Consider the following 19,621-nt stretch of genomic DNA (forward strand, 5'->3'; position numbering starts at 1 on the left):
CCGTCACTCCCCGGGCGGGTCCGCGGGCCTGTCGCTCCAGCGCGGGTCGTTGGTCCACTCCCGGTTGCGCAGCTCGGCGGTCTCCAGCGCGTGCGCCGCCTCCTCCCGGGTGGCGTACGGGCCGAGGCGGTCCTTGGCCGGGCACTCCGGCCCCTCCTCGACCTTGCCGTGCTTGATGCAGTAGAACCACTCGCCGGGCCGGCCGGTCGGCTTGCTGCGGCGGAATCCCAGGGGCATGGTGTGGTCACCTCCGTGTCAGTGGGTCGTGGCTCGCGTTCCCGGTGCGGCGTCGCGTCGTCCCGATCATTCCCCGCCCGGGCACCGTCCGCACACCCGGTGCCCGGCCGCGGCGCCCGGCCACGGCCTGCGGGGCCCGCCAACTAGACTCGCCGCCATGGCTCTCGTACCCGGCATCCAGTCCCCCACTCGCAAGGTCCCGGCGCACATCGCGCGCCCCGAGTACGTCGGGAAGCCCGCCCCGGCGGCGTACACCGGGCCCGAGGTGCAGACCGCCGAGACGATCGAGAAGATGCGGATCGCCGGCGGGATCGCCGCCCGGGCGATGGCCGAGGCGGCCGCGCTGATCGCGCCCGGCGTCACCACGGACGCGCTGGACGCGGTCGCCCACGCGTACATGTGCGACCACGGCGCCTACCCGTCCGACCTCGGCTACCGGGGCTTCCCCAAGTCGGTCTGCACCTCGATCAACGAGGTCATCTGCCACGGCATCCCGGACTCGACCGTCCTCCAGGACGGTGACATCGTCAACATCGACGCCACCGCCTACATCCACGGGGTGCACGGCGACCTCAACGCCACCTACCCGGTCGGCGACGTGGACGAGGAGTCCAGGCTGCTGGTCGAGCGGACCCGGGAGTCGCTCGACCGGGCGATCAAGGCGGTCAAGCCCGGCCGCCGGATCAACGTGATCGGGCGCGTCATCGAGTCCTACGCCAAGCGCTTCGGCTACGGCGTGGTGCGGGACTTCACCGGGCACGGCATCAACACGTCGTTCCACTCCGGCCTGATCATCCCGCACTACGACAGCGAGCGGGCCACCGAGGTGATCAAGCCGGGCATGACGTTCACCATCGAGCCGATGCTCACCCTCGGCACCCACGACTACGAGATCTGGCCGGACGGCTGGACCGTCGTCACCAAGGACCGCAGGCGCACCGCCCAGTTCGAGCACACCCTGGTCGTCACGGCGGACGGCGCAGAGATCCTCACCCTGCCGTGACGACCGCTCCGGCGCGCCCCGGGCCGAGGGGCGCGCCGGAGACGGGCGTGCGGTCGAGGGCGCTGGTCAGCCGATGAGCCACTGCTCCTCGGCGACGGCGCCCACCTCGGTGCAGGCGTCGGTCAGCACGTCCAGGACGCGCAGCGGGTCCGGCAGCGGCAGCTCGGGGCCGCGCAGCCAGCGCACCTCGGAGCCGTCCGGCAGCGCGGCCGGCGGCAGCAGGGTGTACGAGCCGCGGCAGTGCCAGCGCAGGCCGGGGTGCTCGGACATGGTGTCCGGCGTGGAGTCCAGGGCGCTCGGCCACCACTCGTCCTCGTCCACCGGGGTGCCCCTGGTGGCGGTGAAGAACAGGTAGCGGTCCTCGCCGACGGCGGCCACCGGACCCTCGACGCCGAGGGCGGCCAGCCGCTCCAGGGCGAGGCGTCCGGCCTCGGCCGGTACGTCCAGCACGTCGTGGACGCGGCCGGTGGCGGTGATGAAGTTGGCCTGCGGGTCGCGGGAGAGCCAGCGGGCGAGCTGCTCGGGATCGGTGGTCGCCTGGGTCTGCCAGGCGAAGGAGACCGGGTGCTGGGCGGGAGCAGGACAGGCGACCCGGTCACAGGAACAGCGGTAGCCCGCCGGATGGGCCGCGGGGGCGAGCGGGAACCCGGCGCGGACCGCGCCGAGCAGTTGGTCCAGTCTGGCTGCGGGGCTGTCGGCGGCCGCCGGGCGGCCCCTCTCACGGTCACGCTTCTGCCACCAGGCCGTCCACCTGCCGCCGGATTCCATCGGGCCCCTTCCGCGCATTGCCGTGCCTGGTGTGACACAGCGTTCGACGTACCACTCCGACGCAACGCACGGCGCCCCCCGCTGCTTCCCCGGGTGGTGCTCGGCCCTGCATTCCCGCGCCCTGCCGGCCGGAGCCGGGGTAGCCGGACGGCCGACGCCGGGGTCACGGTACGGAGTCACTGCGGCACGACGGCTGCGGCTCGGCGGCCCGGCGGGGCACGGTGAGGTGCGCCTCGCCCGGCCCGTACGGGCCCGCTGACCCGGGTGGACCCCGAGGGCGTAACAGGAAGGATAAGGGTGCGCGGGCCCTCCGGATGACCGGGGGCGGTGCCTCTCCGGTCACACTCCCGCCACCCGGCCCCCACACCGCCTCCGCCCCGCCCCCGCGGGGTGAGACCCTGGTGGGGTGAAGAGCGCGGACACCGAATTCGTCGGCGGCCCCCTGGACGGCCGGATCCTCCCCGTCCCGCTGGGGCCGATGTACGGCGTGCCCAAGAAGTACACCGTGCCGGTCCCTTCGCACGGGGACACCCCGGCGCGCACACTGGTGTACGTCCGGGCCAAGCAGCAGCGGGGCGCCCGCTGGTTCTGGCGTTACGAGTACGACGAGGCGGCCACCGCCCGCGCTTCCGGGTGACGGCCGCCTCCCCTCGCGGGAGGACGGCGATGGCGAGAACCGTACGGCACCCCAGGACGCGCGCCGAGGCGGTGGCGCACCACAACCGGCAGGTGGCCGCGGTCACGGCCGTCCTGCTGGTGGTGGTCAGCCTCTACAGCGCGGTGCTCGGCCCCGACGGCTGGCTCTGGTTCGGCTGGTCGGTGCTGCTGCTCGTGTGCGTGGGGCTGTTCGCCGTCCGCTCCTGAGCGGCGCACCGCCGTCCGCCGCCGTCCACCCGGTCAGGCGTCCTCGGCGAGGATCAGGTAGAGCTTCTTGCGGGCCTCGTTGAGCACCTCCAGGCCCTTGGCCCGCTGCGCCTCGTTGCCCGTCGTCATGACCTGCCGGACGGCGTGGTCCACGGCGCCGAGCGCCTGGCCGACCTCCTGGACCGCGGCCCAGTCGATCTCCTGGCCGGCCTCCGCCCACGGCTCGTCCGGCCCGGCCTCGGCCTCGGCCCGGCCGGCCCCGGTGAGCGAGACCAGCCGCTTGCCGCCGGTCTCCTCCGCCGTGACCAGGCCCTCCTCCTCCAGCAGCTGGAGGGTCGGGTAGACCGAACCGGGGCTCGGCCGCCACGCCCCGCCGGACCGCTCGGCGATCTCGGCGATCATCTCGTAGCCGTGCATCGGCCGTTCCTTGAGCAGCGCCAGCAGCGAGGCGCGCACGTCCCCGCGCCGGGCCCGCCCGCCGCGCCGGCCACCGCGGACCCACGGCGGGCCGCCGAAGCCGCCCCGGCCCCACGGCGGACCCTGCCGTCCGCCCGGCCCGCCGAACGGCGGCGGGCCGAAGGGACCGAACGCCCCCCGGCCCTCGTGGTACTCGCCGGGCATCCCGGCGAACTCCGGCCCCGGGCGGCACCCGCCGGGGCCCGACTCGCCACGGAATCGTCCTGGGCGCATCGCACCCACCTCCCGTTCGGGCCGCTCCGGGGCGGCCCCGTCGACGATGAACAGACGATCGGAACGAACAGTCGTATCACTGTCCCGATAACTCGACGATATATCGGTGACTGTCGGCCGTCAACGGATTCCGGTCCGGCCTGCGGCGCGTCGCGGCGCCCGGACGCTACGGTGCGGGGCATGGCCGGAGAACGAGACCTCGCGACACTGCTGCGCGACCTGCGCCCCCAGCTCAACCCGGGGCGGTACGTCTACTGCACGCTGCCCACCAGGCTGCCCGCCGGACTGCGGCCGGTGGCCACCGTGGCCGAACCCGAGGGGGTGACGGTGGTGGTCGCCCAGGAGGAGGCCGACGCGCTCGGTCTGCCCTACGCGTACGTGGCCGCCTGGATCACCCTGCGGATCCACTCGGCGCTGGAGGCCGTCGGCCTCACCGCCGCCGTCGCCACCCGGCTGGCCGAGGAGGGGATCAGCTGCAACGTGCTGGCCGGCTACCACCACGACCACCTGTTCGTCGCCGCCGACGACGCCGAGCGCGCCCTGCGCGCCCTGGAGGACCTCTCGGCCCGCGCCGCGCGCACCGCCCGCACCGTCTGACCGGCCGGACGCGCCGGGTGGCCGCCCCGCCGGGCGGCTCGGAGACTGGAGGGGCCGGGCACCCCCGCCCGGCCCCTCCCCTCCGCCCGGAAGGAAGTGCGCCGCCATGGCCATCTGCGTCACCTGCGGCAACGACTACTGGCTCGCCTTCGAGATCAAGACGGTCACCGGCGACGTCTACACCTTCGACAGCTTCGAGTGCGCGATGGAGAAGCTCGCCCCGCGCTGCGAGCACTGCAACGTCCGGATCGTCGGCCACGGCGTCGAGGTGGCCGGCATGTTCTTCTGCTGCGCCAACTGCGCCCGGGTCAACGGCGGCCTGGGCTCCCAGGTCCGCGACGCCGTCGGCGCCCACCCGGGCTGATCCGGCGCCCCCGGAACGACGGAACCCCCCGGCCGGGTGGTGTCACCCGGCCGAAGGGGAAGGGGCGGAAGAGTCGGCCTGTACGCCGGGTTCTGTCACCCGGGTTGCTCACGCGGCCCGGGGAGACGGCCATCCATCTAGGGCTGCCGTTGCCGACAGCCTCGTGCGGTCCACCCGCGGACTCGGGCGAGCAGCCCTCAAGCATCCGCGCACGGCGCCCTGGGGCGCCGATCTTGACCTTGCTCCAGGTGGGGTTTACCGAGCCGGCCGGGTCACCCCGGTCGCTGGTGGTCTCTTACACCACCGTTTCACCCTTACCCGTCGCCGAAGCGGCGGGCGGTCTGTTTTCTGTGGCACTGTCCCGCGGGTCACCCCGGGTGGGCGTTACCCACCACCCTGCTCTGTGGAGCCCGGACGTTCCTCGGCGGGTCCTGAGGACCCGTCGCGGCCGCCCGGCCGGCTCTTCCGCCGTAGTGGTCATGGTAGCCGCTCGGGCGGGGCGTCCCGTACTCCGGGGCGGGTCAGCGGCGGATCGCCGCCGAGGCGGGCGGCCACCCGGGTGGCGGTGGCGGTCCCCCAGGCGGAGGTGGTGACCAGGCCGAGGATCCCGATCGTGGCGCCCAGGGCCGCCACGATGTACCAGCCCGCGTGGCTCGCCGGGGCGAAGCCGGAGGCGACCGTGCCGACCACCGAGGAGGTGACCACGGTGCCGATCACCGCGACGCCGAGCGACTGGCCGACCTGCCGGCTGGTGGAGGCCACGGCCGCCGCCACCCCCGCCTGGGCGCGCGGCATGCCGGAGACGGCGGCGTTGGTGATCGGCGCGTTCACGAAGCCGAAGCCGAAGCCGAACAGCCCGTACGCGGCCAGCAGCAGGCCCGGCGGGGAGTCCGCGGCCAGCCGGGTCAGCAGCAGCCCGCTGGCGACCAGGCCGAGGCCGGCCAGCACCAGCGGCACCCGGGGCCCGCGGGCGCCGACGATCCGGCCCGAGAGCGGCGCGCAGACCAGCATCATCCCGGCCATCGGCAGCGTCCACAGACCGGCCTCCATCGGGCTGTAGCCGCGGACGTCCTGGAGGTAGAGGGTGTTCAGGAAGAGGAATCCGCCCAGCGAGGCGAAGGCGCAGACCGCCGTCACCGTGGCGCCGGTGAACGGCGCGCTGCCGAAGAACCTCGGGTCGACCAGCGGCTCGGCGACCCGTCGCTCCCAGAGCGGGAAGGCGACCAGCGCGGCGAGCGCCGCCGCGGCCAGGCCGAGGATCAGCGGGGACGTCCAGCCGTGCGCCGGGCCCTCGATGATCGCGCCGGTGCCGCAGCCGAGCAGCACCATCATCAGCAGCTGCCCCACCGGGTCCGGCCGGCGGGCCCGGGGCGCGCGCGACTCGGGCACGTACCGGGCGGTCAGCAGGAAGGCCAGCAGGCCGACCGGAACGTTGATCAGGAAGATCGCCGGCCAGCCCGCGGCGTGCACCAGGAAGCCGCCGAGCAGCGGCCCGAGCGCCATCGAGATGCCGACCACCCCGCCCCAGACGCCGATCGCCCGGGCCCGCTCGCGCGGCTCGGTGAAGGTGTTGGTGATGATCGACATCGCCACCGGGTTGAGCATCGAGCCGCCCACCGCCTGCACCGCCCGGAACGCGACCAGCCAGCCCAGACCGGGTGCCAGGCTGCAGAGCAGCGAGCCGAGCACGAACACCAGCAGGCCGGTCTGGAACACCCGACGGCGCCCGAGGCGGTCGGCCAGCGAGCCGAACAGCATCAGCAGCGAGGCCAGCACCAGCGTGTAGGCGTCGATGATCCACTGCAGGCCGGAGGCGGGGGCGTCGAGGTCCCGCTGGATCTGCGGGAGGGCGATGTTCACCACGGTGTTGTCGAGCCCGACGATGAACAGGCTCAGGCAGCAGATCGCCAGGACGAGCTGCCGGCGGCGCCGCCCGGGATCGGTGGACGGCGGGCTCAGGGGGGTCGCATCGGACACGGATCGATCCTCCCACCCGGGCGGTCGCCGGGCGGTGGCGGAGCAACCCGTCCGGGTGGCGCGCCCACCGGCGGCTTCAGCGCCCGGGGAGCGCGCGCCGCACCGGGGCGAACGGGCCGGCCGGGCGCCGGCGGCCGGCCGTTTTCCGAGGTGGGGGTGGGTTGCGTAGGGTGGCGTGGTCCCGTGGCCCGGAGTGTGGAGGAGTCCGTCGTGCTGGTGCTGTTGCCGCCCTCGGAGGGGAAGGCCGCGTCCGGAGACGGCGTGCCGGTGGCGCTCGGCGGGCTGTCGCTGCCCGGGCTGACGGCGGCGCGGGCGGAGGTGCTGGAGGCGCTGGTCACGCTGTGCCGCGGGGACGAGGACACCGCCGCCGAGGTGCTCGGGCTGAGCCCGGGCCTGCGTGGCGAGGTGGCCCGCAACGCCGGGCTGCCGACGGCGGGGGCGCTCCCGGCCGGGCAGGTGTACACCGGGGTGCTGTTCGACAACCTCGGGCTGGCGACGCTGGACGAGGCCGCGTACGGCCGGGCCGAGCGCAGCCTGCTGGTGTTCTCCGGCCTCTGGGGCGCGGTGCGGATCGGCGACCGGATCCCGCCCTACCGCTGCTCGATGGGGGTGAAACTCCCCGGCCCCGGGGCGCTCGGCGCGTTCTGGCGGCGGGCGATGGCGGACGTGCTGCCGCAGGCGGCCGACGGCCTGGTGCTGGACCTGCGCTCCTCCGTCTACGCGGCGGCCTGGAAGCCGGCCGGCGAGGTGGTCTCCCGGACGGCGACCGTACGGGTGCTCCAGGAGCGGGACGGCCGGCGGACCGTCGTCAGCCACTTCAACAAGGCCACCAAGGGGCGGCTGGTCCGCGACCTGCTGGTGGCGGGCGCCGAGCCGAAGACGCCGGGCGAGCTGCTGGACGCGCTGACCGGCCTCGGCCACCGGGTGGAGGTCGCGGCCGAGGGCACCGCGCGCAAGCCGTGGCAGCTGGACGTGGTGGTCACCGACGTGCACTGAGCACGGCGGAGCGCCGGGGCCGGCCGGTCCGGCCGGCCCCGGCGGCCGTCAGCGCAGGTGCCCGGTGTCGTTGAGCAGCCGCAGCGAGGCGTTGCCGTCCGCGTAGTACTGGACGGCGCAGAGCGAGGCGGCGGACAGCTCCATCCGGTACAGCGCGTCCGGCGGGGCGCCGAGCGCCAGCCGGACCAGCGTCTTGATCGGGCTGACGTGCGAGACCACCAGCACGGTCTTCCCCGGGTGGCGGGCGAGGACCTTGTCCCGGGCCACCCCGACCCGGTGGGTGAGGGTGGCGAAGCTCTCGCCGCCCCCGGTCGGCCGGACCTTGGTGGAGCCGAGCCAGGCGGTGAGGTCCTCCGGGTGGCGCTCCCGCACCTCGGCGAAGGTCAGCCCCTCCCAGGCCCCGAAGTCGACCTCGCGCAGCCCCTCCTCGTAGCGGACGTCGAGGCCCAGCCGGGCGGCGACGGTCTCCGCGGTCTGCCGGGTGCGCCGCATCGGCGAGGCCACCACGGCCTGGATCGAGCCGCGCGCGGCCAGCGCCTCGGCGGCCCGCTCGGCCTGCCAGCGGCCCTTCTCGGAGAGCTCCGGGTCGGTGCCGCCGCTGCCGGAGAACCGCTTCTCCGGGGTGAGGTGCGTCTCGCCGTGCCGGAGCAGGACGAGCGTGGTCGGGGTGCCGAGGTCCGCCGGGGCCGCCCAGCCCGCCTTGGGCGCGGCGGTCTCCAGCGGTTCCTCGGCGAGGGGCGCGGCGGCCGGTCCGGACGCGGCGGCGGGCCGGGGCTCCCACGGGCGGCCGGCCTTGCCCGCGTCCATCGCCTCGTTGGCGAGCCGGTCGGCCTCCTTGTTCTTCTCGCGCGGGATCCAGGAGTACTGGACCCGGCCGCGCGGGAAGACCTCACGGGCCTCGGCGGCGAGCGGCTGCATGTCCGGGTGCTTGATCTTCCAGCGGCCGGACATCTGCTCGACGACCAGCTTGGAGTCCATCCGGACGTCCACCGCGGCGTCCGGGTCGATCTCCCGGGCCGCGCGCAGCCCGGCGATCAGCCCCTTGTACTCGGCCACGTTGTTGGTCGCGTGGCCGATGAACTCCGCCGCCTCGGCGAGGATCCGCCCGGTGTCGCCGTCGCGGACCACCGCGCCGTAGCCGGCCGGCCCCGGGTTGCCCCGGGAGCCGCCGTCCGCCTCGACGACGAGCCTGCGCACCGCCACCGGCTCAGACGCCGGAGTCGGCGGTGCGGACCAGGATCCGCGAGCAGTTCTCGCAGCGGACCACCTTGTCGGCCGGCTCGGCCTTGATGGAGTTGAGCTCGGTGATCGAGAACTCGGTGCGGCAGCCCTCGCAGCGACGCTGGTACAGCCGGGCCGCGCCGACGCCGCCCTGGGTCTCGCGCAGCTTGCCGTAGAGCTTCATGAGGTCGGCCGGGATGACGGCGGCGACGGCCTCGCGGTCGCGCCGGACCTTCTCGGCCTCGGCGTCGATCTCGGCGTACGCGGCGTCCCGGCGGGCCTCGGCCTCGGTCAGCACGACGGTGGAGTGCTCCAGGCGCGCGCCCAGCTCGGTGACCCGGGTCTGGGCGGACTCCAGCCGCTCCATGATCTCCAGCACGACGTCCTCCAGGTCGCCCTGGCGCTTGGCCAGCGAGCCGATCTCGTGCTGGAGGTTCTCCAGGTCCTTGGGCGAGGTGATCGCACCGGAGTCCAGGCGCTGCTGGTTGCGGGCGGCCCGGCTGCGGACCTGCTCCACGTCCTGCTCGGCCTTGGTGAGCTCGCGGGTGGTGTCGCCGTGCTGGGCCTGGGCGGCGACCACCAGGTCCTTGAGGGCGGTGTGGTCGGCGGTGACCTTGTCGATCTCGGCATGCTCGGGCAGGCTGCGCCGCCGGTGGGCCAGCTGGTCGAGCTTGGAGTCGATGGCCTGGAGGTCGAGCAGGCGGATCTGGTCGGCGGGCGCGGCGTTCAAGCGGAGAGCTCCTGTGAATCGGGTCAGGCGGGGAAGGACATGGGGGCGTGCGCGGTCCACGGGTCGGTGACCGTGCGGGAGACCCGGGTCTCCACGGTCCAGCCGTGCTTCTCGGCGGCGCCGTGCAGCGCCCGCTCGGCCAGCGGCAGCCACGGCCACTCGGTGGCCCAGTGCGCGGCGTCGACCAGGGCGACCGGTGCCGCCTCGGCGGCCTCGGAGGCCGGGTGGTGGCGCAGGTCGGCGGTCAGGTAGGCGTCCACACCGGCCGCGCGCACCTCGGCGAACAGGCTGTCGCCGGAGCCGCCGCAGACCGCGACCCGGCTGACCAGGCGGTTCGGGTCACCGGAGACCCGCACGCCGGCGGCGGTGGCCGGCAGCCCCTTCGCGACGTTCGCGGCGAACACGGCGAGGGTCAGCGGGGGCTCCAGCAGGCCGACCCGCCCGGTGCCGCGCCGGCCCAGCGGGTCGGTCGGGTCCGGGACGAGCGGGCCGGTGACGGTCACGCCGACCGCCCGGGCGAGCGCGTCCGAGACGCCCGGGTCGGCGTGGTCGGCGTTGGTGTGCGCCACGTGCAGGGCGATCCCGTGGCGAATCAGGGTGTGCACGACGCGGCCCTTGAAGGTGGTCGCGGCGACGCTGGTGGTGCCGCGCAGGTACAGCGGGTGATGGGTGACCACCAGGTCGGCCCCCCACTCGACGGCCTCGTCGACGACCGCCTGCACGGGGTCGACGGCGAACAGCACGCGACGGACCTCGGCCTGAGGGTCCCCGCAGACCAGGCCGACGGCGTCCCAGGACTCCGCCCACTGCGGCGGGTACAGCTCTTCGAGGGCGGTGATGACGTCGGACAGTTTCGGCACCTGTCGAGACTACCGTGCGCGCGGGGGACGGCGGTCCGCGCGGTTGCCCCGCGGGACCCCCGGCGCCCGCCCCGGCACGGCGGTCCGGGGCGTACGGCTGCGCGTCAACCTGCGGCGCGGTGTGCGCGGGCGGGCGGCGCGGGCCCGTCCGGCCGGGCCCGGGGGCGGTTCGCACGGGACGGCGGGGCGTGCGCCGCGCACACCGGCCCGTTCGCGGGCGGGCGGAACGGCGAGCGGATCACCCTTACGAGTGAAGTGACCGGCTTCGGATTGAGCACGCCCCACTACCGAACGTAACTTCACTTCCGCGAACGGGAGTTGTCCGACCGGGGTCCGGAGGGCGCTCCGCCGGGCCCGGCGACGACACCGCCGGCACCGGCGCAGTGGGGACCGGCGGGGCGCGCCGGCACCGGACGAAGGGATGTGGTGGCGGATGGGGGCGGGCACATCGCTGCGGACGACGCGGACGGCGCGGACGGCCGGCGGAACGGACCCGGCGCGGCCGGCGCCGCACCCGCACCCGCACCCGACGGGGCGGGTGACGGCATGACCGTGGCCGCCCGCACCGCCACCCGGGCCCTGCGCCGGACCGGCTTCACCTTCGCCGCCGACGGCAGCCACGCCGCCTGCCTCGCCTCCGCCTCCGACGGCGGCTGGTACGCGGAGAGCTGGCGCCTCCCGCAGGACGGTCCGGCCGTCCCGACCGCGCTGCGCCTGCCGGGGCCCCGCTTCGAGAGCCCGTGCTCCCAGCCGGTCGCCCTTCCGGACGGGTCGGTGCTGCTCTGCCGGCACGACGGCGAGCGGCACGACCTGGTGACGCTCCACGCCGCCGACGGCCCCGACGGCCGGCCCGTCGCCGTCGAGCGCCCGCCGGCCACCCTGCGGATGCCGGGCCTGCGCCTGCTGCCGCTCCCGGCGGGCGCGCCGTCCGGCCCCGGGGCGCCGGTCGCGCTGGCGCTGGGCAGCGACACCCGGCCGGCCACCACCGTCTGGCTGGTGCGCGCCGACGGCTCCGCGCCGCAGCAGATCGCCGGGATCCCGGGCCTGTACGGCGGCGGCGTCTGGCTGGACCACTGCGGCGCGCTGCTGGCGCTCGACCGGGTGGGCGACGGCCTCGTGCGCACCGTGGCGCTGGACCTGCGCACCGGCACCGTCACCCCGCTGCTGGAGATCGGCGGGCGCAGCAACGACCGGCTGGTGCTGTTCGACCCGGACAGCCGGTTCGCGATGGTGCGCAGCGACGCCCCCGGCGCCGACCGGATCGGCTGGGGCGTGCTGGGCGGCGGCCGACCGCTGCGGTTCCCGGACGCGCTGCACGTCGCGGGCATGTTCCTGCGACCGGTGGCCCTGCGTCCGGGCCCGGAGGGGGTCCGGGTGGCCCTCCAGGTCGACCACGGCGCGGGCTGCTCGCTCGCGCTGTGGCAGCCGGCCGCCGGCCGGCTGGACCCGCTGCCTGTCCCGCCGGGGCGGCTCGGCGCGGTGGGCCACTGGTCGGCGGGCGGGCTGCGGATGCCGTACTCGGCGCCCGACCACCCGGCCGGGCTCGCCACCCTGGACGTGGACGCGCTGCTGGCGCACGACCCGGCCGCCACCGCGTCCGGTCCGGTCCCGGTTCCGCTGCCGCTGCAGCTGGCACCGCTCGGCTCCGGCCTGCCCGGCCCGTGGCGGGACACCGTCCTGCCCTGGCGCCCGGGCACCGTCGGGCGCGTCAACTCCTCCGCACCGCCGCGTGGTTGGCGACTGGACGGCTCCGCCGCGCCCGGTGACGGCGGCCGCTGGCAGCCCGCGCAGAGTCTCGAACTCGCGGGACCGGCCGGGCCGTTGGAGGCAGTGGTGTACGGCGGGGACGGGTGGCTGAGCAGCCCGCACCTGGTGCTGGCGCTGCACGGCGGGCCGGCCGACGCCTGGCGGCTGGAGTTCGACCCGGCCCTGCAGCGGATGGCGGCCGAGGGCCTGGCCGTGCTCGCGCCGAACCAACGCGGCTCCACCGGCTACGGGTTGGCGCACGCGATGGCCGTCCGGGGCTCCTGGGGCGGGCCGGACCTCGACGACGTGCTGCACCTGCTGGAGGCCGTCGCCGGTCAGCGCGCGGCGCTCGGCCTGGAGCCGCCGGCCCTGTTCGGGGTCAGCTACGGCGCGTTCCTCGCCCTGCTGGCGGCGGCGCACGCGCCGGCCGAGCAGCTGACGCGCTGCGCGGTCGTCGCCCCGTTCCTGTCCGGCGCCCGGCTGCTGGCCGAAGCCTCGGCCCCGGTACGGGCGTTGACCACCCGGCTGGGCGGCGGCGAGCCGATCGAGGACGCCCGGGGGCCGCGCGACGTGCTCCAGCTCGTGCACCGGATCGGCGCGCCGCTGCTGGTCGTGCACGGCGACCGGGACGAGGTGGTCCCGGTGAGCCAGTCCCGTGCGCTGCGGCACGAGTTGCTGCGGATCGGGCGCGCGGAGGGGAGCGACTTCCGCTACGTCGAGGCGGCGGGGGCCGGGCACGAGGTGCTCGCCGAGGAGGGCGGCGCGGTGCTGCACGAGCTCCTCGCCACGTTCCTGCGCACCGGCCGGCCCGGGTAGCACCGGGCGTCGGGGCGTCCGGGCACCGGGCGGGAACGCCGGATCCACCTGCGGATCCGCGCCCGTTCGGGGCCGCGCCGCTCCCCGGACGGCCGTCATGATCTCGATAGGATCTCGCCCGCTCCGGCGGTTAAGGTGGCGGCCGGAGTACGGGCCGCGATCACCGGCCACGCCCCGACCGCGCCCGCGACGTGCCGGCCGGGCGCCGAACCACCTGCACCCTCGCAAGGAAAAGACGATTCTGATGTCCGACACCCTCACCGACACCACCGGACCCGTCGCCGGGACCGACGCCGACGAGAAGACGGCCGAGGACACCGCGTCGCACGGCCGCCACCGCGGCCGGTCCGCCGCCGACGACCGCCCCGAGGCCGACCCGCACGGCCGCCACCGCGCCGCCGACGCGGCCGGCCGGGGCTGAGCGACCGCGCCGTGGGGCCCGCCGGAGCGTCCGGCGGGCCCCGCGGCCGTCCGGCCGGGCGTCAGCCCGGCGTCACCACCGTCCGCAGCGCCTCGCCGCCGCGCATCTGCGCGAGCGCCTCGTTGACGTCGGCCAGCGCCACCCGGTGCGTGATCATCCCGGCGAGGTCGATCCGCCCGGCCCGCCACAGCTCCACCACCAGCGCGACGGTGCGCGTGAGCGGCGCGCCGCCGTAGAGCGAGGGCAGCAGCCGCTTCTCGTTGAAGAACAGCTCGCCCATGCTGAAGCTCGCGAGGTCGTCCTGCGCCCCGGCGCCGATCACCACGACCGCGCCCCCGCGCCGGGCGGCGCCGTACCCGGCCCGGACGGTGGCCGAGCAGCCGACCGCCTCGAAGACGTAGTCGAAACCGCCGCCGGGCAGGCCCTTCGCCACCGCCTTGAGCTCCTCGGGCGCCAGCGCCTCGGTCGCGCCGAAGGCCAGCGCCCGCTCCCGGCGGGAGACCACCGGGTCGACCACGGCGATCCGGCCCGCGCCGCAGACCCGGGCGCCCTGCACGGCCGCGACGCCCACCCCGCCGGCGCCGATCACGGCGACCGAGGCGCCCGGCTCGACCCGGGCGGTGTGGACGGCCGCGCCGATGCCGGTGGTCACGCCGCAGCCGATCAGCGCGGCCAGGTCGTAGGGGAGGTCGGCGGGCACCGGGACCACGGCGTCGCGCTCGACCACCACCTCCTCGGCGAAGGTGCCGGTGCCGTAGAACCCGGACGCCTCGCCCCCGCCGTAGCGGAAGTTGGGCGTACCGAGGCGCCGCAGGCTGGCCACGCAGAGGTGCGAGCGGCCGCGCTCGCAGTGCGCGCACCGGCCGCAGGGCGCCATCCAGCAGAGCACCACGCGGTCGCCGGCGGCGACGTCCGTGACGCCCTCGCCGACCTCGACGACGTCCCCGGCGCCCTCGTGACCGGGGACGAACGGCGCGGGCTGGGGCAGGACGCCGTTCATCGCCGAGAGGTCGGAGTGGCAGAGGCTGGCGGCGCGCAGCCGGACCCGCACCTTGCCGGGGCCGAAGCCCACGGCCTCGACGTCGTCACGGACGTCGAGCGACTCCTGACCGGTCGTGTGCAGGATGGCTGCGCGCATGGGGCTGCTCCCGGGTCCGTCGCGGATCGCTGGTCGGGGCGATTCTGGCACGGCGCGCCGGGGCCGAGTGGAACACGTTCCACCCCGGCACCGGCGTAGTGGAATCGATGGTTCCGGAGGGTTCCCCCGGGTCCGTGCGCACTGGCATGATCGTCCGCCGTGCCCAACCCCGCCGCTCCCCCGTCCTCCGGGTCCGCGCCCGCGTCGCCGTCCGCGCCGTCGCCGTCCGCCGCCGACCGTCCCCGCTCCTGCCCGGCGTGCTCCGGGCCGATCGACCCCGACCCCCGGTTCACCGCCTGGTGCCCGGCCTGCGAATGGAACCTCGTCCCCGCCGAGGAGGCCGCCGAGGAGTGCGAAAGGTCCCCGAAGGACCTCGCCCGGGAACGGGCGGCGGCCGAGCGGACCGAGCGGCTGTTCCAGGAGGTCGCGGCAGGCCGCACCGACACCACCCGCCGCGAGTGGCTCGCCGCCTCGGCCCTCGCCGTCCCCGTCCACGCCGTCACCGTCGCCGTGGCGGGCGCTGCCGCCTGGCTGCTCGTCACCGGCAACACGCCGCTGCGCTGCCTGGGCGCGCTCCTCCTCGCCGTCGCCTTCCTGCTCCGCCCGCGGCTCGGCCGGGTGCCGAGCGGCACGGACGTGCTGAAGCGCGGCGAGGCCCCCGCGCTGTACGGGCTGGCCGACCGGGTGGCCGCCGCACTCGGGGCGCCGCCGGTCGGGGCGATCCGGGTCACCGAGGACTTCGACGCGAGCATGGAGGTCGTCGGACTGCGCCGGACGTCGGTCCTCACGGTGGGCCTGCCGCTCTGGGAGGCGCTGGACGACCGGCAGCGGATCGCGGTGCTCGGGCACGAGATCGCCCACCAGGTCAACGGCGACAACCGGCGCGGGCTGTGGCTCGGCTCGGCGATGCGGGCGCTGGCGCACTGGTACGAGCTCGCCCGGCCGGCCGAACGGAGCCGGGGCGGCTACGGCGTGGTCGCGCTGCTGTCGCTGATCGGGGACTACCTGGGCAACGCCTTCCTGCACCTGGTCAGCCAGGTGCCGTACCGGGCGTACCTGCTGCTCGACCGGCTCACGGCGCGGGCCGGCCAGCAGGCCGAGTACCGGGCCGACGGGCTGGGCGCCCGGGTCGCGTCCACGGAGGCGGCGAGCGGGGCCCTGGAGACGCTGCTGCTCGGTTCGGCGACCGGGACGGTGACCATGCGGCTGCGCGCCGAGATCCAGTCGCGGCCCCGGTCCGGGCGGCGCGAGGCCGCTCCGGCACCGGACGTCACCGAGCTCTGGCCGCAGCTGCGCGCGCACCTGGCCGCGATCCCGCCGCTGGAGCGCGAGCGGCTGCTCCGCCGCTCGCGGCGGGCCGGCCACACCGTGGACGCCTCGCACCCGCCGACCCACCTGCGGCTGGCGCTGCTCGCCCGGCAGGCCCCGCTTCCGGCGGCCGTCACCTGCGCGCCGGACGAGGCCGCCGCCGTCGCCGCCGAACTCGCCCCGCACCGCACCCGCGTCGCCCGTACCCTCCTCGCCGGCTGACGGGCGGCCCGGACACCCGCCACGCCCCCGCCCCCCGCCCGCCCCGGAGCAGGACGTCGGACCGGCCGACTTCCTGCGCCGAAGCCCCCGCCGCCCCGGCGTCCGCCGTGCGGCGAACCGGGTGGGGGCGGGCTCGGGGGCGGGGGCGTACCGTCGAGTAGGGTCCGACGGCGAGCAGGGAACACTGGACCACCCGTCGAGGAGCAGCACCATGTCCGACCTCCTGGAAACCACGCGGCCCCGGCCCGAGGTGCTGGCCGCGTTCGAGGGAGCGACCGGGTTCATGCCCGTCGACGAGGGCCTCGCGCTGTACGCCGCCGCCGTGACCGCCGCGCGCCGGACCGGGTTGCCCGTGCTGGAGATCGGCACCTACTGCGGCCGCTCCGCGATCCTGCTGGCCGACGCCGCCCGGGAGGCCGGCACGGTGGCGCTGACCGTCGACCACCACCGCGGCTCCGAGGAGCAGCAGCCCGGCTGGGAGTACCACGACCCGACGCTGGTCGACCCGGAGGTCGGCCGGATGGACACCCTCCCCCGGTTCCGCCGCACCCTGCACGCGGCCGGCCTGGAGGAGCACGTGGTCGCCCTGGTCGGCCGCTCGCCGCAGATCGCGGCCCTGTGGGGCGGGCGGCTCGCCCTGGTCTTCATCGACGGCGGCCACACCGACGAGCACGCCACCGCCGACTACGAGGGCTGGGCGCCGCACCTGGCGCCCGAGGGCCTGCTGGTGGTCCACGACGTCTTTCCCGACCCGGCGGACGGCGGCCAGGCGCCGTACCGGGTGTACCTGCGGGCGCTGGCCGAAGGCTTCGAGGAGGTCTCGGTGACCGGCTCGCTGCGCGTCCTGCGCCGCCGCACCGCCGGCTGAGCCCCGGCCCGGGCGGGTGTCCGGAATCTGCCGGCCGCTCCCACGCGCGATCACAGATGCTCTAACGTCGTGCCGGGGCTGCCGGGCGGGGGCGCGAACGGTACGGTGTCCGCGCGGTCGCGGACGCCCGCGAGCGCGGCACGGCCGCATGACACCAGCAGAGCATCCGGGCGGAGCGCACCCGGGCCGACCGTGGGGGCCAGCACAGATGACGGACCAGCAGAACACCGCTCCGGCGGTCTGGGACCCGACCGCCCGGGGCGGGGCGGGCGGCTGGGTGCGCGGTCCCCAGCAGCCCTCCGCCCCGTCGGCCCCCGCCGAACCCCCGACCGCTCCCGCCGCACCGCCGCGCCCCCCGCAGTCACCGGCCGGACCGCCCGCCGACGACGCCCCGACGGCCGTCATCCCGCAGCCGGTGGCGCCGCAGCCCGCCGCGCCCGGCCCGCTGCCGCCCCGGACCGCCCCGGCGTTCCCGCAGGCCGCCCCGGGCGGCGGCCCGTCCTACGGCGCGCAGCCCCCGCAGCAGGCCGCCTTCCCGCCCCCGCCCCAGCAGGGGTACGGCGCCCAGGCCCCGTACGGCCACCCCGGCCACCCCCGGCCCGGTTACGAGCAGCCCGGTCACGACCCGTCCGGCTACGAGCAGCCCGGCTACGACCCGTCCGGTTACGACCGCGCGGCCCCCTACGGCCGGCCGGACTACCCCCAGCCCCCCTACCCGGCCGGCCGGCCGGAGTACGACGACGAGGACGGCCCCCGCAACCGGCGCGCTCCGCTGCTGATCGCCTTCGCGCTGCTCTTCGTGCTGGCCCTGGGCGGCGGCATCCTCTGGGCGGTCCGGGACACGGGTTCCACCACCGACCAGGCCGGCCCCGCCACCCCGTCCCCCGCCGCCACCGGCACCGGCGACGCGTCCGGGAACCCGCCGCCCGCCCCGGCCCCCAACGGTTCGGGCGCACCGGCCCCGACCGCCTCCGACACCGCGCCGGCGAGCGCGACCCCCACCCCGACCGAGACCACCGGCGGGCCCAACGCGCAGTCCCAGGCCAAGGCGCTGGACGAGCTGCTCACCCAGGGCGAGAGCGCCAAGGCCCCGATCGGCAGCGCGGTCGCCAAGGTGAACAGCTGCCCGGCCAAGCCCGACATCGAGTCCGCCGCGCAGACCTTCGACAGCGGCGCCAAGCAGCGCGACCAGCTCCTCACCAAGCTGGCCACGCTGAGCGTCACCGACCTGCCGGGCGGCGCGGACGCCGTCCAGTCGCTGAAGTCCGCCTGGCAGCTGTCCGCCGACATCGACCGGGCGTACGCGAGCTGGGCCCGTACGGTCGCCAACCAGGGCTGCTCGGGCGCCGCGCCGAACACCGCCGACAAGAAGCGCGCCGACGAGCTCAACCCCCAGGCCACCCAGGCCAAGAAGGACTTCGTGACGAAGTGGAAGGTGATCGCCGACCAGTTCGGACTCACCGCCCGTACCCAGGACCGGATCTGAACCACCCGTGACGCGCACCACGCACCACCCGGCCGAACCCGCCGAGCCGATCGAGCCCACCGAGCCCGCAGACCCCACGGACCCCGCCGAACCCGCCGGGGCGATCGAGCCGCCGGACCCGGCGGTCCCGGCCGACGCCCCCGCCGCCCCGCGCCGGCGCTCCGCGCTGCGGCGCACCGCGACGGTGGCCGGCGTCCTGGCCCCGCTCGGCCTGGCCGGCTGGCTCGGCTGGCAGGCCGTCGGCAGCCCCGACCCGAGCGCGCCGTCCGCCGCCTCCACCTCCCCCGCCGCCTCCGCGACGGCCGCGGGCCCCGCACCGGCCGCCCCCGGCACGGCGAGCGCGACGACGAGCGGCCCGACGAGCGGCACGACGACCGGAACGCCGGCCCCCGGCACGAGCGCCGCCCCCGCCCACCCCGCGTTCCCGGCCCCGGCCCCCGGCGCCGCCACGGCCACCACCCTCACCGGCCGCACCGTCCTGCTCGACCCGGGCCACAACACCGGGAACTCCGCCCACACCACCGACATCAACCGCAAGGTCGACATCGGCAACGCCCGCAAGGAGTGCGACACCACCGGCACCGCCACCAACGCCGGCTACACCGAGGCCGAGTACTCGCTCGACGTCGTCCACCGCGCCCGGGCGATCCTCGCCGCACGGGGCGCCACCGTGGTCCTGGTCCACGACGGCGACCGGTCCTGGGGCCCGTGCATCGACGAGCGCGCCCGGATCGGCAACACCGCCCACGCCGACGCGGCGGTCTCGGTGCACGGCGACGGCGGCCCGGCGAGCGGCAGCGGCTTCCACGTGATCATGCCCGCCAGGGTGGTCGCGGGCACAGCGGACACCGCCGCGATCGTCGGCCCCTCGCACCGGCTCGGCCTGCTGCTGCGCGAGAACTTCCACGCGGCGACCGGCGAGCCCTACGCCGACTACACCGCGAACCAGGGCCTGGACACCCGCTCGGACCTCGGCGGACTGAACCTCTCGACGGTCCCCAAGGTGTTCATCGAGTGCGGTAACATGCGCAACCCGGCGGACGCCCGCCGGATGACGGATCCTCAGTGGCGCCAGCAGGCCGCCCAGGGGATCGCCGACGCGCTGACGGCGTTCCTGACCACCCGGTAGGAGGCCGCCGGGGCCCGGCGGAGCCTGGCGGAGTCCGGCGGGCCCGGCGGAAGGGGTCGGAACCGCGTGGTTTGCAACGACTTCGCCCCATTCCCGTGCCCTGCCGTGCACCCGCGCAGCCGTTGGCCCTAGGCTTCTGGTCCGTTCGGGGTTTTCCGGCCGGTCAGCGGACCGGACGGG

General features: G+C 76.2%; 20 protein-coding genes and 1 other RNA gene. 12 read left to right on the forward strand and 9 right to left on the reverse strand.

What is annotated here, in order from left to right:
• Positions 1–3: 3 nt before the first annotated feature.
• On the reverse strand, positions 4–237 hold the full coding sequence (locus ACFVVL_RS03780; RefSeq protein ID WP_380295158.1) for a hypothetical protein: 234 nt from the start codon (positions 235–237) through the stop codon (positions 4–6).
• Between the two features lie 157 nt (positions 238–394).
• Here ACFVVL_RS03780 and map point away from each other — a divergent pair, with 157 nt between their 5' ends.
• Positions 395–1,240, forward strand: a complete 846-nt coding sequence (map, locus tag ACFVVL_RS03785; RefSeq protein WP_380295156.1) for a type I methionyl aminopeptidase — start codon at positions 395–397, stop codon at positions 1,238–1,240.
• Between the two features lie 66 nt (positions 1,241–1,306).
• Here the strand turns inward: map and ACFVVL_RS03790 are convergent, their stop codons facing one another.
• A complete protein-coding gene (locus ACFVVL_RS03790; protein ID WP_380295154.1) occupies positions 1,307–2,008 on the reverse strand; it encodes a bifunctional DNA primase/polymerase in 702 nt (233 codons plus the stop codon).
• Positions 2,009–2,414: 406 nt separating this feature from the next.
• Here ACFVVL_RS03790 and ACFVVL_RS03795 point away from each other — a divergent pair, with 406 nt between their 5' ends.
• Together ACFVVL_RS03795 and ACFVVL_RS03800 are read left to right on the forward strand one after the other, a co-directional pair.
• Positions 2,415–2,645 (forward strand): hypothetical protein, encoded by a 231-nt coding sequence (locus ACFVVL_RS03795; RefSeq protein ID WP_380295152.1) that lies wholly within the window; start codon positions 2,415–2,417, stop codon positions 2,643–2,645.
• A 29-nt stretch (positions 2,646–2,674) separates the two neighbouring features.
• Positions 2,675–2,872 (forward strand): hypothetical protein, encoded by a 198-nt coding sequence (locus tag ACFVVL_RS03800; RefSeq protein ID WP_380295150.1) that lies wholly within the window; start codon positions 2,675–2,677, stop codon positions 2,870–2,872.
• Positions 2,873–2,905: 33 nt separating this feature from the next.
• Here the strand turns inward: ACFVVL_RS03800 and ACFVVL_RS03805 are convergent, their stop codons facing one another.
• Positions 2,906–3,562, reverse strand: a complete 657-nt coding sequence (locus tag ACFVVL_RS03805) for a PadR family transcriptional regulator (RefSeq protein ID WP_380295148.1) — start codon at positions 3,560–3,562, stop codon at positions 2,906–2,908.
• 180 nt (positions 3,563–3,742) lie between these two features.
• Between ACFVVL_RS03805 and ACFVVL_RS03810 the strand changes: the two genes are divergently transcribed.
• A complete protein-coding gene (locus ACFVVL_RS03810) occupies positions 3,743–4,159 on the forward strand; it encodes an ACT domain-containing protein (protein WP_387671166.1) in 417 nt (138 codons plus the stop codon).
• Positions 4,160–4,265: 106 nt separating this feature from the next.
• Positions 4,266–4,523: a Prokaryotic metallothionein gene (locus ACFVVL_RS03815; protein WP_380295144.1), complete on the forward strand. Its 258-nt coding sequence runs from the start codon at positions 4,266–4,268 to the stop codon at positions 4,521–4,523.
• Between the two features lie 65 nt (positions 4,524–4,588).
• Here ACFVVL_RS03815 and rnpB read toward each other — a convergent pair.
• Both rnpB and ACFVVL_RS03825 read right to left on the reverse strand, forming a co-directional pair.
• Positions 4,589–4,987, reverse strand: an RNA gene (rnpB, locus tag ACFVVL_RS03820) — RNase P RNA component class A.
• A gap of 13 nt (positions 4,988–5,000) precedes the next feature.
• Positions 5,001–6,500, reverse strand: coding sequence for an MFS transporter (locus tag ACFVVL_RS03825; protein ID WP_380295143.1), 1,500 nt, complete (start codon positions 6,498–6,500; stop codon positions 5,001–5,003).
• A 210-nt stretch (positions 6,501–6,710) separates the two neighbouring features.
• Between ACFVVL_RS03825 and yaaA the strand changes: the two genes are divergently transcribed.
• Complete coding sequence (yaaA, locus tag ACFVVL_RS03830; protein ID WP_387671423.1) at positions 6,711–7,496, forward strand: peroxide stress protein YaaA; 786 nt, start codon at positions 6,711–6,713, stop codon at positions 7,494–7,496.
• A 48-nt stretch (positions 7,497–7,544) separates the two neighbouring features.
• Here yaaA and ACFVVL_RS03835 read toward each other — a convergent pair whose 3' ends face one another.
• From ACFVVL_RS03835 to ACFVVL_RS03845, 3 genes are read right to left on the reverse strand one after another with little or no spacing between them, the layout of a single operon-like run.
• Entirely contained in the window at positions 7,545–8,693 is a 1,149-nt protein-coding gene (locus tag ACFVVL_RS03835) for a bifunctional RNase H/acid phosphatase (RefSeq protein ID WP_380295141.1), read from the reverse strand.
• A 10-nt stretch (positions 8,694–8,703) separates the two neighbouring features.
• The gene (locus tag ACFVVL_RS03840) at positions 8,704–9,447 is read right to left on the reverse strand and encodes a zinc ribbon domain-containing protein (RefSeq protein WP_387671169.1); all 744 of its coding nucleotides are present in this window, start codon (positions 9,445–9,447) and stop codon (positions 8,704–8,706) included.
• 23 nt (positions 9,448–9,470) lie between these two features.
• Entirely contained in the window at positions 9,471–10,307 is an 837-nt protein-coding gene (locus ACFVVL_RS03845; RefSeq protein WP_380295137.1) for a Nif3-like dinuclear metal center hexameric protein, read from the reverse strand.
• Positions 10,308–10,853: 546 nt separating this feature from the next.
• On the opposite strand from ACFVVL_RS03845, the gene ACFVVL_RS03850 reads away from it, so the two are divergent.
• Together ACFVVL_RS03850 and ACFVVL_RS03855 are read left to right on the forward strand one after the other, a co-directional pair.
• Positions 10,854–12,869, forward strand: coding sequence for an alpha/beta fold hydrolase (locus ACFVVL_RS03850; RefSeq protein ID WP_387671171.1), 2,016 nt, complete (start codon positions 10,854–10,856; stop codon positions 12,867–12,869).
• A 244-nt stretch (positions 12,870–13,113) separates the two neighbouring features.
• On the forward strand, positions 13,114–13,290 hold the full coding sequence (locus ACFVVL_RS03855; protein ID WP_380422771.1) for a hypothetical protein: 177 nt from the start codon (positions 13,114–13,116) through the stop codon (positions 13,288–13,290).
• Between the two features lie 61 nt (positions 13,291–13,351).
• On the opposite strand, the gene ACFVVL_RS03860 is transcribed toward ACFVVL_RS03855, so the two are convergent.
• Positions 13,352–14,428 carry an alcohol dehydrogenase catalytic domain-containing protein gene (locus tag ACFVVL_RS03860; RefSeq protein ID WP_387671173.1) on the reverse strand — a complete coding sequence of 359 codons (1,077 nt, stop codon included), beginning with the start codon at positions 14,426–14,428 and terminating at the stop codon, positions 13,352–13,354.
• A 159-nt stretch (positions 14,429–14,587) separates the two neighbouring features.
• Here ACFVVL_RS03860 and ACFVVL_RS03865 point away from each other — a divergent pair, with 159 nt between their 5' ends.
• The 4 genes from ACFVVL_RS03865 (at position 14,588) to ACFVVL_RS03880 (ending at position 19,441) form a co-directional block, all read left to right on the forward strand.
• The gene (locus ACFVVL_RS03865) at positions 14,588–15,958 is read left to right on the forward strand and encodes a M48 family metallopeptidase (protein ID WP_387671175.1); all 1,371 of its coding nucleotides are present in this window, start codon (positions 14,588–14,590) and stop codon (positions 15,956–15,958) included.
• 211 nt (positions 15,959–16,169) lie between these two features.
• On the forward strand, positions 16,170–16,826 hold the full coding sequence (locus ACFVVL_RS03870; protein WP_380291892.1) for a class I SAM-dependent methyltransferase: 657 nt from the start codon (positions 16,170–16,172) through the stop codon (positions 16,824–16,826).
• 208 nt (positions 16,827–17,034) lie between these two features.
• On the forward strand, positions 17,035–18,312 hold the full coding sequence (locus ACFVVL_RS03875) for a hypothetical protein (RefSeq protein ID WP_387671177.1): 1,278 nt from the start codon (positions 17,035–17,037) through the stop codon (positions 18,310–18,312).
• Between the two features lie 7 nt (positions 18,313–18,319).
• Complete coding sequence (locus tag ACFVVL_RS03880) at positions 18,320–19,441, forward strand: N-acetylmuramoyl-L-alanine amidase (RefSeq protein WP_387671178.1); 1,122 nt, start codon at positions 18,320–18,322, stop codon at positions 19,439–19,441.
• Positions 19,442–19,621: the final 180 nt, after the last annotated feature.

Source organism: Kitasatospora sp. NPDC058115, assembly GCF_042884635.1.
In the GTDB taxonomy this organism is placed as follows: domain Bacteria; phylum Actinomycetota; class Actinomycetes; order Streptomycetales; family Streptomycetaceae; genus Kitasatospora.